Origin of the sequence: Mucilaginibacter sp. SJ (assembly GCF_028993635.1) — a bacterium.
GTDB lineage: Bacteria > Bacteroidota > Bacteroidia > Sphingobacteriales > Sphingobacteriaceae > Mucilaginibacter.
On sequence record NZ_CP118631.1, the window covers coordinates 1,838,136 to 1,859,173 of the forward strand.

General features: G+C 43.0%; 16 protein-coding genes. 10 read left to right on the forward strand and 6 right to left on the reverse strand.

Annotation, left to right across the window (positions count from 1 at the left end):
• Positions 1–219 precede the first annotated feature (219 nt).
• From MusilaSJ_RS07240 to MusilaSJ_RS07255, 4 genes are all read left to right on the forward strand, one after another.
• Positions 220–1,830 (forward strand): CTP synthase, encoded by a 1,611-nt coding sequence (locus MusilaSJ_RS07240; RefSeq protein WP_274989349.1) that lies wholly within the window; start codon positions 220–222, stop codon positions 1,828–1,830.
• A gap of 22 nt (positions 1,831–1,852) precedes the next feature.
• Complete coding sequence (gene yidC, locus MusilaSJ_RS07245; RefSeq protein ID WP_274989350.1) at positions 1,853–3,700, forward strand: membrane protein insertase YidC; 1,848 nt, start codon at positions 1,853–1,855, stop codon at positions 3,698–3,700.
• 222 nt (positions 3,701–3,922) lie between these two features.
• The gene (locus MusilaSJ_RS07250; protein ID WP_274989351.1) at positions 3,923–5,287 is read left to right on the forward strand and encodes an exonuclease domain-containing protein; all 1,365 of its coding nucleotides are present in this window, start codon (positions 3,923–3,925) and stop codon (positions 5,285–5,287) included.
• Between the two features lie 159 nt (positions 5,288–5,446).
• Complete coding sequence (locus MusilaSJ_RS07255; RefSeq protein ID WP_274989352.1) at positions 5,447–5,983, forward strand: pyridoxamine 5'-phosphate oxidase family protein; 537 nt, start codon at positions 5,447–5,449, stop codon at positions 5,981–5,983.
• Positions 5,984–6,066: 83 nt separating this feature from the next.
• Here MusilaSJ_RS07255 and MusilaSJ_RS07260 read toward each other — a convergent pair whose 3' ends face one another.
• Complete coding sequence (locus tag MusilaSJ_RS07260; protein ID WP_274989353.1) at positions 6,067–8,067, reverse strand: alpha/beta hydrolase family protein; 2,001 nt, start codon at positions 8,065–8,067, stop codon at positions 6,067–6,069.
• Between the two features lie 37 nt (positions 8,068–8,104).
• On the reverse strand, positions 8,105–10,078 hold the full coding sequence (locus MusilaSJ_RS07265) for an alpha/beta hydrolase family protein (protein WP_274989354.1): 1,974 nt from the start codon (positions 10,076–10,078) through the stop codon (positions 8,105–8,107).
• A 454-nt stretch (positions 10,079–10,532) separates the two neighbouring features.
• Here MusilaSJ_RS07265 and MusilaSJ_RS07270 point away from each other — a divergent pair, with 454 nt between their 5' ends.
• The 5 genes from MusilaSJ_RS07270 to MusilaSJ_RS07290 all read left to right on the forward strand — a co-directional run bounded on the left by MusilaSJ_RS07270 (position 10,533) and on the right by MusilaSJ_RS07290 (position 15,751).
• The gene (locus MusilaSJ_RS07270; RefSeq protein WP_274989355.1) at positions 10,533–11,681 is read left to right on the forward strand and encodes an exo-alpha-sialidase; all 1,149 of its coding nucleotides are present in this window, start codon (positions 10,533–10,535) and stop codon (positions 11,679–11,681) included.
• 145 nt (positions 11,682–11,826) lie between these two features.
• A complete protein-coding gene (locus MusilaSJ_RS07275; RefSeq protein ID WP_274989356.1) occupies positions 11,827–12,483 on the forward strand; it encodes a hypothetical protein in 657 nt (218 codons plus the stop codon).
• A 54-nt stretch (positions 12,484–12,537) separates the two neighbouring features.
• A complete protein-coding gene (locus MusilaSJ_RS07280; protein WP_274989357.1) occupies positions 12,538–13,458 on the forward strand; it encodes an ABC transporter ATP-binding protein in 921 nt (306 codons plus the stop codon).
• On the forward strand, positions 13,451–14,704 hold the full coding sequence (locus tag MusilaSJ_RS07285) for an ABC transporter permease (protein WP_274989358.1): 1,254 nt from the start codon (positions 13,451–13,453) through the stop codon (positions 14,702–14,704). The genes MusilaSJ_RS07280 and MusilaSJ_RS07285 overlap by 8 nt, the downstream gene beginning before the upstream one ends.
• A gap of 120 nt (positions 14,705–14,824) precedes the next feature.
• On the forward strand, positions 14,825–15,751 hold the full coding sequence (locus MusilaSJ_RS07290) for a Ppx/GppA phosphatase family protein (protein WP_274989359.1): 927 nt from the start codon (positions 14,825–14,827) through the stop codon (positions 15,749–15,751).
• Here MusilaSJ_RS07290 and MusilaSJ_RS07295 read toward each other — a convergent pair.
• Genes MusilaSJ_RS07295 through MusilaSJ_RS07310 form a run of 4 tightly spaced genes read right to left on the reverse strand, consistent with a single transcriptional unit; the run spans position 15,748 to position 18,448 of the window.
• Positions 15,748–16,011, reverse strand: coding sequence for a hypothetical protein (locus tag MusilaSJ_RS07295; RefSeq protein ID WP_274989360.1), 264 nt, complete (start codon positions 16,009–16,011; stop codon positions 15,748–15,750). The two genes, MusilaSJ_RS07290 and MusilaSJ_RS07295, sit on opposite strands and share 4 nt — an antisense overlap.
• Before the next feature lie 19 nt (positions 16,012–16,030).
• The gene (locus MusilaSJ_RS07300) at positions 16,031–16,309 is read right to left on the reverse strand and encodes a hypothetical protein (protein WP_274989361.1); all 279 of its coding nucleotides are present in this window, start codon (positions 16,307–16,309) and stop codon (positions 16,031–16,033) included.
• On the reverse strand, positions 16,306–17,703 hold the full coding sequence (locus tag MusilaSJ_RS07305; protein ID WP_274989362.1) for a radical SAM protein: 1,398 nt from the start codon (positions 17,701–17,703) through the stop codon (positions 16,306–16,308). Before MusilaSJ_RS07305 ends, MusilaSJ_RS07300 begins: the two co-directional genes overlap by 4 nt.
• The gene (locus MusilaSJ_RS07310; RefSeq protein WP_274989363.1) at positions 17,696–18,448 is read right to left on the reverse strand and encodes a prolipoprotein diacylglyceryl transferase; all 753 of its coding nucleotides are present in this window, start codon (positions 18,446–18,448) and stop codon (positions 17,696–17,698) included. The genes MusilaSJ_RS07305 and MusilaSJ_RS07310 overlap by 8 nt, the downstream gene beginning before the upstream one ends.
• A gap of 111 nt (positions 18,449–18,559) precedes the next feature.
• Between MusilaSJ_RS07310 and MusilaSJ_RS07315 the strand changes: the two genes are divergently transcribed.
• Complete coding sequence (locus MusilaSJ_RS07315) at positions 18,560–20,545, forward strand: M1 family metallopeptidase (RefSeq protein ID WP_274989364.1); 1,986 nt, start codon at positions 18,560–18,562, stop codon at positions 20,543–20,545.
• The last annotated feature ends 493 nt before the right edge of the window (positions 20,546–21,038 follow it).

Consider the following 21,038-nt stretch of genomic DNA (forward strand, 5'->3'; position numbering starts at 1 on the left):
TTTTGCCCCGTTCGGGCCTACCCTTCATGTTGTCGAAATGACATCATTTTATAGGCATCTTCACAAAAACCTCTTTATAAACAACTTACAAACAAAAGATATTTACAGTTCCATTTTTTAAAAACAGATACGCCGAAGCGTGAAAATTTTCTTACTTTTGTATCCCGTACAGAAACAATTGGTCGCGGTATAAAAGCCCGGTCATTTTCAAAAAAAATCATGACTAAATATATTTTTGTTACGGGCGGTGTTACCTCATCGTTAGGAAAAGGTATAATCTCTGCTTCTTTAGCCAAACTCCTTCAATCGCGCGGTTACCGCGTAACCATCCAAAAGTTTGATCCTTATATCAATATTGATCCGGGAACGCTTAACCCTTATGAGCACGGCGAATGCTATGTTACCGAAGATGGTGCCGAAACCGATCTTGATCTTGGCCACTACGAGCGTTTCCTAAACACTCCTACTTCAAAAGCCAATAACATCACTACCGGCCGCATTTATCAAAATGTAATTAATAAAGAACGCGAAGGAGCTTTTTTAGGAAAAACTGTACAGGTAGTGCCCCATATCACCGATGAAATAAAAAGAAACTTCCGCATATTGGGCGAAAGCGGCGATTACGATATCGTGATTACCGAGCTTGGCGGTACCGTAGGCGATATTGAATCATTACCATATATTGAGGCTGTTAGGCAGTTCCGCTGGGAAATTGGATCGGCTAACTCTTTAGTTATCCATCTTACACTGGTACCATTCCTTGCAGCAGCAGGCGAATTAAAAACCAAACCTACGCAGCACTCGGTAAAAATGTTATTAGAGTATGGTATCCAGCCCGATATCCTGGTTTGCCGTACCGAACACCACCTTACCAACGATATCCGCAAAAAGATAGCGCTGTTTTGTAACGTGAATATCAATGCCGTTATTGAGTCGATTGATGCGCCAAGTATTTACGATGTACCCCTGTTAATGCTGAAAGAACAGCTTGACAAAACCGTATTGACCAAATTAAAACTTCCGCACAAAAACGAGCCAAACCTCGAAAACTGGAAAGAATTTCTTGGTCGCCTCAAAAACCCGACCGCCGATGTACGCATTGCGCTGGTTGGTAAATATGTGGAGCTGCCGGATGCATACAAATCCATTACCGAAGCTTTTATCCATGCCGGTGCCAAACAGGAATGTAAAGTACGGATTGAATATATCCCTTCGGAGCAGCTTACGCCCGAAAATGCTGTTGAAAAATTAAAAGGCATGCACGGCGTACTGGTTGCCCCGGGATTTGGCGAGCGCGGTTTTGAAGGCAAGATCCAGGCTATCCGCCATGTGCGCGAAAATAATATCCCTTTCTTTGGGATCTGTTTAGGTATGCAATGTGCTGTAGTTGAATTTGGCCGCCACGTGTTAGGCCTTGAGGATGCCAACAGCACCGAAATGAACCCCGAAACACCGCATCCGGTTATCGGCATGATGGAAGATCAGAAAAACATCACCCTGAAAGGCGGCACCATGCGTTTGGGCGCTTATCCCTGTGATATTAAGAAAGGTTCCAAAGCTGCCCAGATATATGGAAAAAACCACATATCCGAAAGGCATCGCCACCGTTATGAGTTTAATAATGAATACCTTAAGCAATATGAGGCTGCAGGCCTTACCCCATCCGGCATAAATCCTGACAATGGCCTGGTGGAGATTGTTGAGTTAAAAAACCATCCGTTTTTTGTTGGTTCGCAATTTCATCCCGAATTAAAATCAACAGTTGCTAATCCGCACCCACTTTTTATTAACTTTGTCGCCGCTTCGCTGGCTTATGCCCGCAAAAAATAAGTAATTGTACGATAATTAGATAATGGATAAAAATACGTTTACAGGATTATTCCTGATCATGGCGATCATTGCCGGCTCGATATACTTTTTAAAGCCATCGGAAGCCGACCTTAAAAAAGAGCGCGAGGTACAGCACCAGGATTCGCTGAAAAAAGCCGGTGCCGCTGTAGCTGCCGCTGCTGCTAAAACCACAGCAAAGTTTGATACCGCCAAAACAGCCAAAGTTGATTCGGCCTTGTTAAAAATGCCTTTTGGCGCCGCATCTGTTGGTAAAGAAGAATTTGTTACCATTGGTAATAAAGAGTTGCTTATTAAATTAAGCACCCATGGAGGTAAAGTTGCTTCCGTTGAGTTAAAAAACTACAAAACTTTTGATAAGAAGCCCCTGGTGCTTTTCAGCGGCAACAATAACCAATTTGGATTGAAGTTTGCTGCCGGTGTTGCCAATATCAACACCAACAATTACTATTTTACCCCAAGTGCAAAAGAACTTAACATAGCCGAAAAAGATTCCGGTTCGGTTACTATGCGTTTGAGCTATAGCCCTACCCAATATATTGATTATATATACAGCTTAAAAGGTGATGGTTTTAAACTTGGATTAACCATTAAGCCTACCGGTCTTGACGGCGTTATTGCCAACAGCAGCACTATTAACCTTAACTGGGCCACCAGTCTGCACAAACAGGAAAAAGACATCAAAATGGAGCGTCAGTATTCAACGGTATACTATTACAATACCGATGGGGATGCTGATTACCTAAGCGAAGGCAAAGACGATCAAAAAACTATCAGCGATAAAAAAATGGCCTGGGTTGCTTTTAAACAGCACTTCTTTTCAAATGTGCTGATAGCTAAGGGCGGCATTTCCAAAACAGATATTGCTGTCGCTACTGATTTTAACGACACCACCGATGTAAAACAAATGAAAGCCGACCTGTCGCTTAGCCGCGGCACTGATGGTTCTTTACCATTGGAGTTTTACTTTGGACCTAACCGTTTTAATACGCTTAAAGACCAGGGGCATGACCTTGATAAACTGGTTAACCTGGGCTGGGGACCGTTAAAATACATCAACCGTTTCGCGGTATTGCCGGTATTTAACTTTCTTAACAAGTTTAACTGGAACTATGGTTTGATCATCCTGGTATTGACTGTATTGCTTAAGCTGGTGTTATCACCGCTTACTTACAAGTCATACCTTTCAATGGCCAAAATGCGTGTGCTGAAGCCCGAAATGGATGAGATCAAAGCTAAAGTTGGTGAGGATAACCCTACATTGTTGCAGCAGGAGTACCTGAAGCTGTACAAAAAGGCAGGTGTTAACCCATTGGGTGGCTGTTTACCATTGCTCATCCAGATGCCTATAGTTATCGCGTTCTTCCGCTTTTTCCCAAGTTTATTTGAGCTAAGGGGCGAAAGTTTCCTGTGGATGCATGACCTTTCAACTTATGATTCGGTTATTAAATTCGCTCCGATAGCTTTCCTTGGCGGCGTTAACCACATTAGTTTAATGTGTTTACTGATGACCATTTCAACGTTGATCTATACTTATTTCAACAACCAGATCTCCGGTGCTACAGGGCAAATGAAATACATTGGTTACATCACTCCTTTGGTATTCCTGTTCACGCTTAACAGCTACCCTGCCGGTTTGAACTATTATTACTTTTTGGCCAACATGTTCACCTTTTTACAGCAGTACCTGATCAAATTCATGGTTGATGACAAGAAAATCCATGCCCAGATCCAGGAAAACAAAAAGAAACCTGAAGATACTCAAAAGAAAAAATCAGGTTTTAGTGCCAAAATGGAAGAGATGATGCGCCAGCAACAACAGATACAGGCTAATAAGAATAAGAAGTCTTAAGTCTTTAGTCGGAAGTCCGCAGTCGGAAAGTCCGAAAGATATTGAAGCCCTTGGGAAACTTTCTCAGGGGCTTTTGTTTTGATGCCTAAATTTCCATTCTGTAAAGCTGCTCAATTCCTCACAAACCAAACTTTTTAACTTTCAGACTGCGGACTTTCGACTTTCCGACTTTTTTAAACAACACTAAAATAATTAGCAAATTTGTATTACATTTGAAATATCATGTATGCAATTGTCGATATCGAGACCACCGGCGGGCATGCCAGCGCAAATGGCATTACCGAGATAGCTATATGCGTACATGATGGAAAAAAAGTGGTAAAGCGGTTTGAAACTCTGGTTAATCCCCAGCGTGAAATCCCTATTTATATCAGCGCCTTAACCGGCATTACCAACGAAATGGTAAAGGATGCCCCTCCTTTTGAGGATGTGGCGGCTGATATTTACCACCTCATTCACGGCAAGATCTTTGTTGCTCACAATGTAAATTTTGATTTTTCTTTTGTCCGGTATCACCTCGCTGCTGCCGGTTACGATCTGCAAACCAATAAGCTTTGCACTGTAAGGCTTGGCAGGAAGATATTGCCGGGATTACCATCATACAGCCTGGGCCGGCTATGCAAACATCTGGGCATTGATAATCAAAGCCGCCACAGGGCTATGGGCGATGCCGAAGCTACTGCCGAACTGTTTACCCTACTGCTGAACAGCGATACCGATAACCATATCAAACAGTCGCTTAAACAAGGTTCAAAAGACCAGGTACTACCGCCTAACCTATCTAAAAAAGATATAGATCAGTTGCCTTATACGCCTGGTGTGTATTATTTTCATGATCAAAAAGGCAAAGTGATATATGTAGGCAAGGCCAAAAATGTTAAAAAACGGGTGAGCAGTCATTTTACGGGCAATAACCCGGGCTTTCAGCGCCAGGAGTTTTTACGCAATATATACCAGATCAGCTACCAGGTTTGCGGCACTGAACTTATCGCTTTTGTATTGGAAGCCATTGAGATCAAGCGTCTGTGGCCTAAATACAATCGTTCATTAAAACGTTTCGAAAACGCTTTCTGTCTTTACGCTTTTGAAGATCAGCGCGGATACATTCGCCTGGCAGTTGATAAATACCGCAAATACAGCGACCCGATATATACCTGCAATTCCCTGCTTGACGGATATAACCTGCTCAACAAGCTGATAGAAGCGTTCGACTTGTGCCCTAAGCTTTGTTTTATACAAAAAAACAATGAGCCCTGCGTCAGTGCAGCAGGAAGTACCTGTGCCTGCGAAGGTATTGAACCTCCCGACAGTTATAACGAAAAGGTCAACAATGCCATCGATCAGCTTAAGCAAGCTTTACCAACTTACGCTATCAGGGATGAAGGCCGCACTGGCGATGAACACAGCTGTATTTTGGTGGAAAAAGGCCAGTTTTATGGCATGGGCTATATCTCCCACTATTTCGATGCCAATAACATACAGCAACTCAAAAGCTATCTCACACCTTATCCGGGGAATGACTATATCAAAAATATTGTAGCAACTTATGCTTCCAAATATCCGGACAGGATGGTGGTGTTTGGGTAATGATTAATATTAACTTACGAAGTTTTGAAAACTGCGTAAGTTAGACCACCACTCCAATCACCACTTCTAACTAAATAATTATCTATTAAGTTAAATAAGTCCACACAATTGAGTTTTTGATTGGTTACTCTTATAACATTTACCAACAAAACTTAAAACATGGATAGTATCAATCAACAACAGCCGGAAGATAACATGCAGGACCTTAACGGTCAGGAGGCTTTGGATAAGATTAAGGAAATGGCCGAAAGTGCAAAAAGCTGCTTTTTTGTAAGTAACATCAAGACAGGCGTACCCGCTTCGGTGAGGCCAATGTCAGCACTGCAAATTGATGATGAAGGCAATTTCTGGTTTCTGAGTGCTAATGATAGTCACAAAAACGACGAGCTGGCTAAAGACCCGTTTGTTCACCTGCTTTTTCAGGGATCAGGATATTCTGATTTTTTAAACCTTTATGGGATAGCAACTATCAGCGAAGACAAAGAAAAGATCAAAGAACTATGGGAACCAACACTCAAAGTGTGGTTTACCGAAGGCATCGACGACCCGCGCATCAGTATTATTAAAGTTGAACCTACCGAGGGCTATTACTGGGATAATAAACATGGCAATGCTATCGCTTTTGTAAAACGACTTGCAGGGGCAGCTATTGGTAAAACCATTGATGATTCGGTGGAGGGAAAGCTAACCGTCTGAAATCAGAATTTTCAGAATTATTGAATTTACAGAATAAAAGGAAAGGCTCAGAAGTGGTTATCTGAGCCTTTTAAGTTAGCCTATCAAAAAGCTGCCCCTTTAGGGGGGTGGGGGGCCAAATATTTATCAAACCATTCAATATAGCGCTGCAGCCGGTCAACCTGGTAGCTTGGTACGGTAATACCGTGATACTGGCCGGGATAAAGTACCAGTTGCGTCGGTACACCTTGTGATCTCAGCGCTTCATACATTTGTTCCCCCCCGCCGGTCGGCACATTAAAATCTTTTAAACCGGACATGAACTGGGTTGGCGTTTTTATTTTATCTGCATGAAAAAACGGGTACGAAAGCTTAATGTACTTATCAGCATTTTTCCAGGGTGCTCCCAATTCATTATCGTACTGCATCACCCATTGATCTGATCCATAGATGGCTAACTGTAAGGCACTGCCCGCTCCGCTTGATGCTGCTTTAAATCGGGGATCCGTCGCTATAGTATAATCGGTAAGGATTCCTCCATAACTCCAGCCGCCAATTCCCAGGCGGTCTTTATCAGCTATGCCAAGTTTAACCAGTTCATCCACAGCTCCGAGCAAATCTTTCACCTCCTTGTTGCCCCAATCGGCATAAATGGCTTTGGTATATTCAATGCCCCGCCCGGTACTGCCGCGGTAATTTACAGCGGCTACAGCGTAACCTGCACAAGCCAGTGTTTGCCTGATCTCATCAAACTCAAACTCGTCCTGATCGGTAGGACCGCCGTGAATGTAAAGAATGAAAGGCATTTTCTTAGTAACTACGCTATCGGGCGTATAAAGTATCCCCGAAACCAGTGTGCCATCGCCGCTAAACGACTGGAAGCCTTTCACATAGGCCAGCTTAACCTCGTTCAGCCATTTCTCCTGATGAAAAGTTAAACGGCGGATTTTTCCGTTTTCAATCGCCACCAGCTCATGTGGCATATAGGGTGTAGTCATCTTCCCTATCCATACACCTACCGAATGGCCCATTATATCAGAAAAACTGCATTGGTTCCCTTTATACAGCAGTAACGATTTACGGGTAAGCAGGTTATATCTGTTGATATAACGGATCCTGTCGTTACTTACCAGGTATTCCAGGTCCTTGCCATCTTTGCTCCAGGCGATATTGCTAACAGGCCTGTCCAACTGATCAGTTAACGGACGATTATTTTTCCCGTCGGCATCCATCAGGTACAAAACATCGTGCTGGTATATAAAATAATCGGCATCGCTTGTCGACCGCAGGTAGGCTATGCGCTTACCATCAGGGCTCCAGAGGGGATTAATATCGTGGCCGGTAAAAGTGGTAAGCTGTTGTGGCTCAGCGCCGGGTTTTGCTTCTATCGTAAAAATATCTGTATTCTCATTCCGATCTGGATCGACTGTATGATTGCTTACGTAAGCAATCGTTTTTCCATCGGGGCTCCACTGCGGCGAGCTATCATCCATGGCACCGCTGGTCAGGGTATCCAGCTTTTTTGCGGCTACATCATACAAGTACAAATGCGAATGCAGATGCTGCAGATATCCTTCAATATCCTGCTTAAAATGGTAACGGTCTATTTTTATAGGAGGTGTAGTTTTGGGTACCTCCTTTCCTTTGTTTTCGGGATCTTTTATAATTAATGCCAGCTTCTTACTATCCGGCGACCAAGCATACTCTTCAAGTTCACCTTTAATATCGGTGAGCTTGTGCCCTTCGCCACCACGCCTGTCCATCAACCAAACCTGCCCGCCGTTCTTTGAATCCTTTTCGGACAGATAAGAAATAAACTTACCATCAGGGGTCCATTTCGGGGTGGATGCCGGCTCATCACCATAAGTAAGCTGAATGGACTGCTTGCCGTCAAAACTCTGCATCCACAAGTGCGATATACGCTTATCCTTAGCTGTATCCACCTCAGATAATTCATAAACCACCCATTTACCATCCGGAGAAAGCTGCGGCGCCATCAGCGTTGGCTGTTTATACAGATCGGCAGGTTTAAGCGGCTTTTTCGCAGTTTGAGCAATCAAAGGCAAAGAAGCCAACCCTCCTAAAATCAACAGGACATATTTCATAAAACACGATAAAAAAACCGTTTGAGGGCATAAAATATTATTTTTTCAAATACTTATCATACCATTCCACATAGCGCTGCAGCCTGTCAACCTGGTAACTTGGTTTGGTAAGACCATGAAACTGATTAGGATACAAGATCAACTCGGTTGGGATACCCTGTGTCCTCAATGCTTCGTACATCTGTTCACTGCCGATGGTTGGCACATTAAAATCCTTCAGGCCAGACATAAACAACACCGGCGTTTTTATTTTATCGGCATGAAAAAACGGGTACGAGATCTGGATCCACTTATCGGCATTTTTCCACGGTACGCCTATTTCATTTTCGTATTGCAACACATATTGGTCGCTGCCATAAACTGAAAGCTGCAGTGCGCTGCCCGCTCCGCTGGCTGCTGCTTTAAAACGGGTATCGGAGGCTATCGTATAATCGGTAAGGATGCCGCCATAACTCCAGCCGCCTATGCCCAGCTTATCAGGATCTGCGATGCCTAATTTCTCGAGTTGATCGACCGCTCCAAGCAAATCCTTTACCTCCTTATTGCCCCAATCGGCATAAATGGCTTTACAATAATCCCGCCCGCGGCCATTACTGCCCCTGTAGTTCACAGCAGCTACAGCATAGCCGGCGGCGGCCAGCGTTTGCCTTGTAGCATCAAAGCCAAATTCATCCTGTCCTACGGGTCCACCATGAATAAACAGGATCAACGGATATTTTTTATTGGGAACGCTATCGGGCGTTAAAATAATACCAGACACTTTTGTACCATCAACACTGGTTGATTCAAAGCCTTTGACATAAGCCAGCTGCACGGTGTTTAACCAGGCCTGATGGTGGAAAGTTAACCTGCGAAGCTTCTTATCTTCCAGAGCGAATAACTCGGCAGGGGTATACGGATCTGTTTTTTGTACTACCCAGTTGCCTGAAAGGTTGGTGTTTATATCGTTGAAAACATAATCACCCTTGTTAATCGTTGTGATTTTGCCGCTGTTGATATTGATATTGGCCAAATAACGGGTACGGTCATCTGTTATAATAAATACAATGTTCTTACTGTCTTTAGCCCAGGTTTGTGCGGCGGCAGGCCGGTCAAGCTGCAGCGTAAGTGGTTTATTATTTTGCCCCACAACATCCATTATGCAAACCACATTTTGATCATACATCATATAATCGGCATCGCTGGTAGAGCGCAGGTAGGAAATATACCTGCCATCGGGGCTCCATTGCGGGTTACCGTCCCTCCCCTTCCAGGTGGTTAGCTGTAGCATGCTGGCACCCGGCCGGGCATCAATGGTAAAAATATCGGTATTTTGATTTTTATCGGGATCGGCGCTGCGATTGCTCACAAATGCAATGGTTTTGCTATCAGGAGACCATACCGGCGAACTTTCATCTTTATCGCCCCTGGTTAGCGTATCCAGTTTTTTCGTGGCTATATCAATTAAATACAGGTGGTTATGCAGGTGCTGAAGGTAACCTACTATATCCTGTTTAAAATGATAGCGATCAATAACTATGGGCTTGGGGGTTTTGGGTTCTTCTTTGCCTTTATTTTCGGGGTCGCCTATCACCATCACCAAACGCTTGCCATCAGGGCTCCAGGCGTAATCGCTCAAATCACCTTTAATATTGGTCAGTTTTACCCCTTCGCCACCCCGGCGGTCGATGAGCCAAACCTGTGAGCCTGTTTTTGAATCGCGCGAGGAAAGGAATGATAAATACTTACCATCCGGGCTCCAGCGCGGCGCCGAGGCAGCCTCCTCACCATGGGTCAGTTCGATAGACTCTTTACCATCAAAACTCTGCATCCACAGGTGTGATACACGGCGGTCTTTAGCGGTATCAACTTCAGAAACACTATAAGCCACCCACTTGCCATCGGGTGATAATTGCGGATCGCTTATCGTTGGAATGCGGTAAACATCGGCAGGTTTTAAAGGTTTTTTTTGTTGGGCAGATACATTAAAGGCAGCAGAAAGCGTGAGTATAAGGAATAAGGCTCGCTTCATAAATGATGTATTTTGATAGAGCCTGTAATTTAGTAAAAGAACCTTGATTTTTGGAATAAAAGGGATTGCCATGATTTTATTACAAAAGATTGGCATATTAATGACCAGGGCAAACGCATTTAAATATTTAGTGGCGATGAATGTTACAATATAGTTACGAAATATGGTTTTGACGCAGGTGAACTATCGGTATCAAACTTAATTGCCAAAAATATCAGTTTAGTGTAACCCCGAAAAAATATAAATAGTTGATTATAAATACATTAAAATCAAAATATTGAAAATGTGTTAACCCTGTTAACCCCCATTCAGACATGTTTGTTCTGTATTACTGACGATGTTTTTGGGTAACCATTACCGCAATTATCAGTACCGCCCAGCTACAACCTGGCTTTTACTTCGGCAAATTTTAACTCCACTTTCACTAACCGGATAATTTGCGTTAATTAGGATCATGTCTGCAAAATTCAAGTTCCTCTTTGTTATCTGCCTTTTTTTATCCGTTCTTAATACCCATGCTCAAACCCCGGCTATTCGCAACAATTACCAAACCGAAGCCGGAGTGCCAAAGCTAACCATTGAACGATCAATGATCTACTCGCCGGATAAAGAATGGCTCTATAACCATCATGCTTCTATCATTCATTTTAAAGACCGCTTTGTGGCAATATGGAGCAACGGAATGATTGATGAGGATTCGCCGGGGCAAAGGGTGGTTTATGCCACTTCTAAAGATTTTAAACACTGGTCGGCATTAAAAACATTAGCCACTCCTGGCAAAGTCAACGATACGCTCACGGTTCTCACCGCCGCCGGGCTTTATCAATATAAAGGAACTTTGGTAGCCTATTACGGCGATTACGACAAACATCGCAATAACACTCACTTGTGGGCCAAAACCAGCACCGATGGCGAACATTGGAGCGAACCGCTTGATATGTATTTGCCTGTTGTACCAAACCATGGCCCGGAGGTTACCAATAGCGGCAGGCTGATCATCAGCGGTAATTTTACTTTTCCTTATACAGATGATCCCCACGGGCTTTCAGGCTGGAAGCTGAGCAGTTTTTATCCCGATTCACTTTATAAGCAGGATAACCCCGCCATGTTTTATGCGCCAGCTGCAAAATCAGGTTTACCGCCGCTTTGCGAAGGCTCATTTTTTGAAACGGATGACAAGATCCTGCACATGCTGCTCCGGGTAACCGGCAAAGGCTGGAAAGGCCATTTATGGCTAACTGAAAGCAGGGATAACGGTAGCAGTTGGTCGCGCCCGGCGGAAGCTCCATTTTCGGATAATGACAGTAAATTTCATTTCGGGCGGTTGCCGGATAAGCGATTTTATTATGTTGGTATCCCTGATACACTTCATCATTATGACCGTAACCCGCTGGTGCTCTCATTATCACAAGATGGAAAAAGCTTTGACAAAAATTATGTAATAGCTAATGAGTTATATCATCTTAAAAAAGAAGGTTTGTGGAAAGGTGGACAATATGGTTACCCGCATACCATTATTTATAATGGCTATATGTATGTAATTATTTCGAGGCAAAAGGAAGCTATTGAAACCTTACGATTTAGTTTAAAACAATTAAAATAAATTTGCAGGCCACATAATTAAACAAACAACGTATTTTGTACCAAAACAATTGCACCTTTTTTTTATTTCAATAAACAGCCATACCTTATTACCGGTTAGGCTAAATTGTTATGCCGTTCATTTTAAATATAAACCTACCCTGCTCATGAAACCAACCCGTGATACAGCCTATCTTACCATTGCCACATCGATAGTAAGCGCATTGGTACTTTTATTAACCTATTTTACACAAAACTTAACGCTCAACTTTCCGCCGATCTTTAGGTATTTATCTTCATTTATTCATGTGATTTGTTTTACCTGGCTAATGATATTTGTGGTGAGTATCTTAAAATACACCAGGGAAAAACCGTTTATCACCAACACTTTTATTATCTATTTAATTTACAGCTTGCTACTGGGACTTATCAATATTGCGATCAGTCTTTTTAGCATCCCTGTCGAAAAAATATTGATGTTTCACACAGCGAACGGATTTGTTAATCTGCTCGCTGTAATATGCCTTGTGGTTATAGTCTTTTTACTGCATCCGACAGAATTCCGGTTGCCTTTGCGCGTTTTTGCCTTCAGTGAGTTATTTATCCTGTTGTTTTATACCGCAATGCCACCACTACTTGTTTTGTCGGGAAGTTCTGATTACCGCATCTACATCAAGTATCTCGGTCTTGTTTACCTGGTCATCCCCGCTGTGGGGTTATACATAGCAGTAACAGCCTTAAATGTTATCAATAACCGGCAATGGCAAAAGCCGTTCTATGAAATGGATAACCCCAACCAGCCATATGATAAACCAGAGCTGTAACTTTTATTGATTAACTCCATCTAACAAGCAAAACAGATACATAAACCTTAATAAATGCTAAGCATCCGCAATATTGTTAAACAATACGCCGGTCACCGTGCACTCAGTGATGTAAGTTTGGAAGTTGAAAGCGGGCAGATTTTTGGCCTGCTTGGCCCTAACGGCGCCGGTAAAACATCACTTATCCGTATAGTTAACCAAATTACAGCTCCCGATTCGGGCGAGATTTATTTTAACGGCGAAAAACTTAATCAATCGCACATCGAACGTATCGGTTACCTGCCCGAAGAACGCGGCTTGTACAAAAAGATGGAGATTGGCGAACAGATGATCTACCTGGCCCGTTTGAAAGGCTTAAGCCGGACTGAAGCTCAAAAACGCCTTAAATTTTGGTTTGAGAAACTGGGGATGGAAACCTGGTGGAAAAAGAAGATAGAGGAGCTTTCAAAAGGCATGCAGCAAAAAGCGCAGTTTGTGGCAACCGTACTCCATGAGCCCGATTTGATCATTTTAGATGAGCCTTTCAGCGGATTTGACCCTGTAAACGCCGAACAGATTAAAGACGAAATATTGGAGCTAAATAAAAAAGGAGCCACTATTTTATTTTCCACCCACCGCATGGAATCAGTTGAGGAGCTTTGTGATGCCATCGCTCTCATTCATAAATCGCACAAGATACTGGATGGCAAGGTTAAACATATCCGCAACTCATATCGTAACGAAACCTACCTTATTGAATATGCCGGCGAACCTATTGCATTTGATGGCAGCCAGCCTTTTGAAATAATGAGCGAGGTTATTGCCGATGATGACAATCACAATATCAAGATAAAACTAAAGGAAGGGCATAACTCCAATGATGTATTGCAATACTTAATTCCTAAAGCGCGGGTAAATATGCTGCAGGAGGTTATTCCGAGCATGCACGAAATTTTCATTGAAAAAGTAAACCTAAATTCCACCGGCCATGAATAAAGTATTACTCATTATACAACGCGAGTACCTTACCCGTGTACGAAAAAAATCATTTATCGTCATGATATTTGTAGTACCGCTGCTGATCCTGGCCATGGGATTCGTTGTTACCATGGTAGCTAAGGACAGCGGAAAATTATCATCATTGCAAACGGTTAACGTGATTGATAAAAGCGGCGATTTCGCCAATAAATTCCATGACGTAACTAACGTAAAGTTCACCTATGCCCTCACCGATCTTAAATCATCAAAACAGTTATTAAAGGACAGCGAGGGTATTTCTATTTTATATATCCCTGCAAACTATATACAGAAAGATTCGGTGCAGATCTTTTCAAAAAAGAAGGCCTCTATCCCTCTTTCCGAGGAAATTGAAAAGCAGATGAGCGATATTGCTTTTTCAAATAACCTCATCCGGCACCATATTGACACAGCCCTTTTACGCAGTATAAAAAGAACTAACATTTCATTAAACGCCATTGAAATTTCTGACAAAGGCGATAAGAACGCCAACATAGGTCCCAATATTTTGATTGGTATTGCCTGCGCTATCCTCATTTATATATCCCTGTTCATATACGGCGGACAGGTAATGCGTGGGGTAATTGAGGAAAAAACCAATCGTATTATCGAGGTGGTCATATCATCGGTAAAGCCGTTTCAGCTGATGCTGGGTAAAATCATTGGTGTTGGCTTAGTTGGCTTAACCCAATTTGGTGCCTGGATAATTTTATCTGTAATATCTACCAAAATAGCTGGCCACGCGCTTAACTCTCCAACCAGTCCTATGATAAACGCGCTTGCGGTGTTACAAACCATTCCGTTCGGGTATATTATGGGTTGCTTTATATTTTACTTTTTAAGCGGATATCTTTTATACGCCGCCCTGTTTGCTGCCGTAGGCTCGGCAGTTGACAGCGAAACCGAAACCCAGCAGTTTATGTTTCCTATTACCATGCCTCTATTGTTCACTTATATTTTATCGGTATCGGTATTGTTCCGCGCGCCGGATAGCCCCTTGGCGGTATGGCTTTCCATGATACCTTTTACGGCACCGGTAGCTATGATGGTACGGATCCCGTTTGACCCACCACCCTGGCAGGTTGCTTTATCGATGAGCTTAATGGTAATAGGTTTCTTATTTACCACCTATGTTGCTGCGCGGATCTATCGGGTAGGTGTATTAATGTATGGCAAAAAAGCAAGCTATAAAGAACTGGCTAAGTGGTTCTTTTATAAAGAGTAATTTTTGAGCTAAAAGCTGAAAGCAGAAGGCTTAAAGCTTTGAATAGCTTTTTGCTTTATGCCTTCGGCTTTCAGCTAAAAAAGCCTTCAGCTTTAGGCTCAAAAAAACTATTTTAGCCGTATGAGTAAACGCGTTGCAGTAATGGATTTGGGTACAAATACCTTCCATTTATTGATTGCCGAAGGCGATATCCATAACTATCATGAAATTGTACATATCACTGAAGCCGTTAAACTTGGTGAGGGCGGTATTAACAAAGGATATATTTTACCCGAAGCCTTTCAGCGTGGGGTAAATACTATGCAACGCTTTAATGAGCTTATCCACGCCAACAATGTTACCGGCGTTAGGGCGATAGCAACTTCGGCCCTGCGGAATGCCTCAAATGGTAAAGACTTTATTAAAGAGGTTAAAACTCAAACAGGCATTGCTATCGAGATCATTGACGGAGAGCAGGAAGCAGTTTTTATTTACAATGGCGTAAAATTAAGCGGATGCTTATCGAACAAAAACTCGCTCATTATGGATATTGGGGGCGGCAGTGTAGAATTTATTTTAGGCAATACCGATAAAATCCTGTGGAAACAAAGCTTTGAAGTTGGCGCGGCACGCCTCATGGACCAGTTTCACCATACAGACCCTATCCCCCCTGCCTCTATCGAGGCCATGAATTTATATCTGGAGGATACACTGAATGATCTGTTCATTGCCACCACCGGTATTGAAATTGATATCCTTGTTGGCTCATCCGGCTCATTTGAAACTTTCGCAGGGCTCGTAGAAACCGAAAAAGCAAAATCATTTGATCTCAAGAGTATCCAACACTATGATTTTGAAGAAGAAGAATTGTTAACCATCACCAATAAGCTCATCCTCTCAAGCCATAAAGAACGGGTGGGTAATCCGGGCATTATTCCGGTTCGGGTTGATATGATCGTGGCGGCTTCGTTGGTAACCCGCTTTATTATGCATGCGCTGGATCTCCATAAGGTGAGCATGTGTACTAACTCATTAAAAGAAGGGGTTTTGGCGGGGATGTTAGGCTAAATGGAGAAAACCACCCAACATGATGAAAAACCGATCAGCAGTACTACGAGTGCGCTGAACAGAAATTCTTTTCTCAAAGCAAAAATTGCCAATATCAGGCACAGTACTACATGCAAAAAAATAAAAATTGCTTCAGCTAATATGATAAGCTCCTCATTAGCAACCCATCTGAAATATATAGTGTAAGCAGCCAATATCGCTAAATTGATGCCTACAACTATCATTTTATTACTACCGGGGTCCTTCTTTTGCGTTTCCATTATTTCAACGTGTGAGATACTAAATCCTTATTATTGCAACACACGTTGAAAAACCAATTACTAAAACCAGTAAGCCGCCTAAAAACCAACTCCACTTACGGAAATACAATGAAAGTATAATGCAAACAATCACCTGGGCAATCATTAGCAACCCAGCTATTACACCGCCATCGGTCAGCAGACTAAGTAAGGTATAACCAACAAATACTGCCAGGTTAATTCCGACTATCTTGATTCCACCTTGGGGCTTGTTGCCAGGAAGCTGATTGAGTGGTTGTAATTGTTCTTCCTCTGTCATACCAAAATTTCTCCTCTTAATTGTTCAAGATATTTCCGCTTATCATCCCTGTAAAAAATGTTCATCGTTTCAAAGGGGATGATCTGCATGTCCTTATTTACGATATGCACACATGATTTTTTGATAGCCCGTACATCAAAATTCTGAGCGTCTATAAATTGCATGATGATCACCCTAAAAAGGTTATCATAGCTTAAACTTGGCGCGTCAATTTCAGGCAGGCAGCATAACAACGAGTGCAGGTGTTCTTTAGCTTTGTCAACCGAATTACCCGTGCTGAACATATTGAGCAGATGCCCTTTCAGGCGCTCATCATTTTCATAAACAATGGTATTTTTTGAATTATCCAACAGGTCATCCGGGTTTATCATTCTTGTAAGCGGAATCACTTCGCCTCCAAGCTTAAGGGCATAACCCATCACCAGGGCATCCGGGTTACAAGGTACCGGAATCAGGTCGTTTTTATTGAATACACTGGTTTGTTCAAGTATCGCGTTACGTACTTCCGTTAGGGTGTACCGGTCGGTTTGTTCATTAAAATTCTCTAACCTGCCGGCCTGTTGTGTGGGTTGAAAGGTTACCCCGCGAACACAGGGTTGCTGCAACGCGTATTCAATAATTGTACCTAATTCATCGGTATTTAAACCTTTTTGCAAAGTAACTACCAACGTTGTGGACAGATTGTACTTGTTAAGATTTTCAATGGCCTTTTGCCTTACCTCACGCAGATCTTCTCCCCTCAATTGCTCCAGCGCTTCTTTTTTGAAAGAATCAAATTGCAGGTAGATCTCAAAATCGGGCATGTAAGTGGCCAGCCGCTTTACAAAATTCTCATCTTTAGCTATACGGGTGCCGTTGGTGTTCACCATTAAATGTTTAATGGGCTTTGTTTTGGCGATATCCAGGATCTCGAAGAACTGCGGGTGCACCGTCGGCTCTCCCCCGCTAATCTGCACCACATCCGGCTGACCTTCATTCGCCACTACAACATCCAGCATCTGTTCAACTTCGGCCAAAGTGCGGTGCCTGCCGTATGTGGGTGATGACATGGCGTAACAGGTTGGGCAGCTTAAATTACACCTGTCGGTTACTTCAACTACGGTAAGGCACGAATGCTGTTCATGATCCTGGCACAGGCCGCAATCATACGGGCAGCCATAATGTGTTTTGGCATTAAACTTAAGCGGCATCTCACTCCGCTTGGCATAGTTGCGGCAGTTTTTATAATATTCTACATCGGTGGCTATCAGTACCTTTTCAAAGCCATGCTGGCGGCAGTTTTTAAGCATGTAAACCTTATCATCCTCAAAAACAATTTTGGCATCAACCCGGCGTAAACAGGTAGAGCAAATGCTTAGCGTAAAATCATAGTATATATACGGGCGTTCAGGCATGGTTTATAAACAGCTTTTTAGGATATAAAAATACTTTATAATAATACAAAATACCGGCGATAGAAACCAACTGAATTACCGACAAACCAAAACTGAAAAAATAATCGGGCTTAATAAATTCAACCAGTAACCTGAAGACAAGGTAACTTGCCATAAATACTTTAAATCTCGCGCCATCGGCAAAACGGTGATCTTGTTCAATAAACTTCAGCACAACCCAGAGCATCAGCCAAAATATAATCTCATACAAATTTGTGGGATGCCTGCGGATGCCGTCACCAAAATCAATAGCCCAGGGCAGGTTGGAGGCTATGCCATAAGTCCCATCTTCCAGCCCGGCCAAAAAGCACCCGGTACGGCCGATAACCATAGCCAGGATCAATGGGTAAACCATCAAATCGCCGGATGACACGGTTACGCCCAACTGCTTTTTGGTAAGCTCAACACCTATCAATCCACCAAGCATCCCACCCACTATGGTTTTATTGCCCATAATATAGATGATATTGAAATGCGAGAACAGCAAAGGTGGGTTTTCAAAGATCCCAACCAGGTGCGAACCAATAAATGCGCCTGCCGCCGCACCGATAAAGATGATGAGCCTGTGTTCAGTACTGATCTTATCTGTCGAACGTTTACGTAGCCACGCGTAATACCGGTAACCTAAAAAGTACGAGAGTGTCTCGCAAATAAAATGTACGGGAATTGATGAATTGCCTAAAGGTAGATTTACAGGGAAGTGCAAGTTTAGTTTTTATAGGCACTAAAATAGCTTTTTTATTATGCTGATAAGTAAATATCTATAAAATCAAATTTTAGTCCCATCCTTTGTATATTGGGTGCTTAAATGCACACCATGAAATTAAAATTTATCGGCATTGGTTTACTGTCGGTTTTAGCACTTGGCGCGTCGGCGCAAAAAAGGAAACTCAATCCAAACGATACGTCGTCAAACTATAACCCGGCGGAGGCCTTCTCGCCTATGTTTTATACCGAAAAAGGTAGCGATTTCCATTCGGCCAATGGTGCGCCCGGACCAAGGTACTGGCAAAACCGGGCCGACTATAACCTGAAAGTTACCCTTGATACAGTAAAGAAAACCATCAGCGGTACCGTGGTGATCAACTATACCAATAACAGCCCGGATGCATTGCCATACCTTTGGCTGCAGCTTGATCAAAATACTTATAAACAGGATGCCCGCTCTAACTTCTTCACAAACCATACACCCGGCGCCGACCAGCACACCAGCGGCTACCAGATAGAATCCGTTTCGATTGATAATGGTGATGTGGTTAAACCTGTACCTTATGTAATTACTGACGCCCGCATGCAGGTGCGCCTTGCACATCCGCTGCAAAAAGGTGCTATAAAGCTGCGCATCAATTATCATTATACCATTCCCGATACATTTGGTGGCCGTACTGATTATTGTGATACCAAAAACGGCAAGATCTACGAAATAGCTCAGTGGTTTCCACGCATGTGTGTTTATGACGACAGCCACGGCTGGGACACCCTGCCATTTTTGGGCAGTGGCGAGTTTTATTTAGATTATGGCGATATCGATTACCAGGTAACCGTACCATGGGATATGATCGTAGCAGGTTCAGGCGAATTGCTTAACCCAAAGGAGGTTTTGACCGCTAAACAAATAGCCCGCTTAGACCAAGCCCGCAACAGTGATAAAACCATCATGGTCCGTGATTTGGCCGAAGTTAATGATCCGGCCAGTCGCCCGGTTAACAAGGGCACCCTCACCTGGCATTTCAAAATGCTCAATACCCGTGACGTTGCCTTTGGTGCATCAAAAGCTTACATATGGGATGCAGCGAGGGTGAACCTGCCCGGTGGTAAAAAATCATTGGCAATGAGCGTTTACCCTGCCGAAAGCTATGGCAACGATGCCTGGGGCCGGGCTACCGAATATCTCAAAAAATCAATTGAGTATTTTTCTGAAAAATGGTTTGTATACCCTTACCCGGTAGCCATCAACGAGGCCGGTATTGCCGGCGGCATGGAGTACCCGGGTATTGTGTTTGATGGTATTACCGATAAAGGCAGCGTGCTTTACTGGGTAACAGCCCACGAGATAGGCCATAACTGGTTCCCGATGATTATAGGATCAAACGAGCGCCGTTATGCCTGGATGGATGAAGGCCTTAACACCTTTATCGATATATATGCATCCGATGCTTTTAATAAAGGCGAATACGCCCCTAAGCGGGATAGTGAATACGCACCCGGCGGCGGCAACCCCGCCGATGAGATTATCCCATCACTGCTTGATCCGCAATCGCCAAGTATTATGACGGCTCCTGATGCCATCCCCGAAAAATACCGCCATCCGCTTACCTACTATAAGCCAGCCTTTGGCCTGGTATTGCTGCGCGAGCAAATTTTAGGGAAAGACAGGTTTGACTATGCCTTTAAAAACTACATTAACCAGTGGGCTTACAAACACCCACAGCCTGATGATTTTTTCCGTTCGATGGAGAATGGAGCCGGCGAAGACCTTTCCTGGTTTTGGAAGGGCTGGTTTTACAATAACTGGCTGATTGATATAGCCCTTATCGACGCAAAATATGCAGGTAAAGATGCATCCAAAGGTATCACCATCAAAGCGGTAAACAAAGAGCAACTGCCCATGCCGTTTACTGTTGAGGTTAAATTTAAAGATGGCAGCAAAAAACGCTTTTACCTGCCGGTTGAGACCTGGCTGCAATCCGGACAAATCACTTGTACCCTGCCTACCACACAGGAAGCTGAATCGGTGACCATTGATCCCGACAACGCCCTGCCTGATCTTAACCGCGGCAATAACAGCCAACAGGTTAAATAAAGTATATAACGCCAGGTGTTCAATTTTTTAATGTGGAACACCTGGCGTATTTTTCAAAACAAACAAACACTGATTATCAAACACTTACATTTTATATAAAATACAAATTGAACACATATGCATTGATAATCAGAATATTACAATTCCGTACTACAAAAAGTTGAACACCCGTTTTTTTAAAAATTGAACACTTATCCGACGCCGCTCTGAAACACACATGTAACATGTAATCATCGTCATGTTAACTGCCATTCGGTCGACTAAAGTCAATGGTGATGATTTTTACAGGACACATAACCTCCACTCAAACCTGAACAGTTTTTTACCGGAAACAAAAATCCTCACTCCTAACAGGAATATTTTGATATATTTATCATTGCGCAGTGATTAATTAGCCCTTACTGTAAGTTAACAGCCTGCTTATTGATTAAAAGCATAGTGGAAAATATTCCCCAAAGTGTGTAAACAATAATCAATAATTAATTTCTTCAAA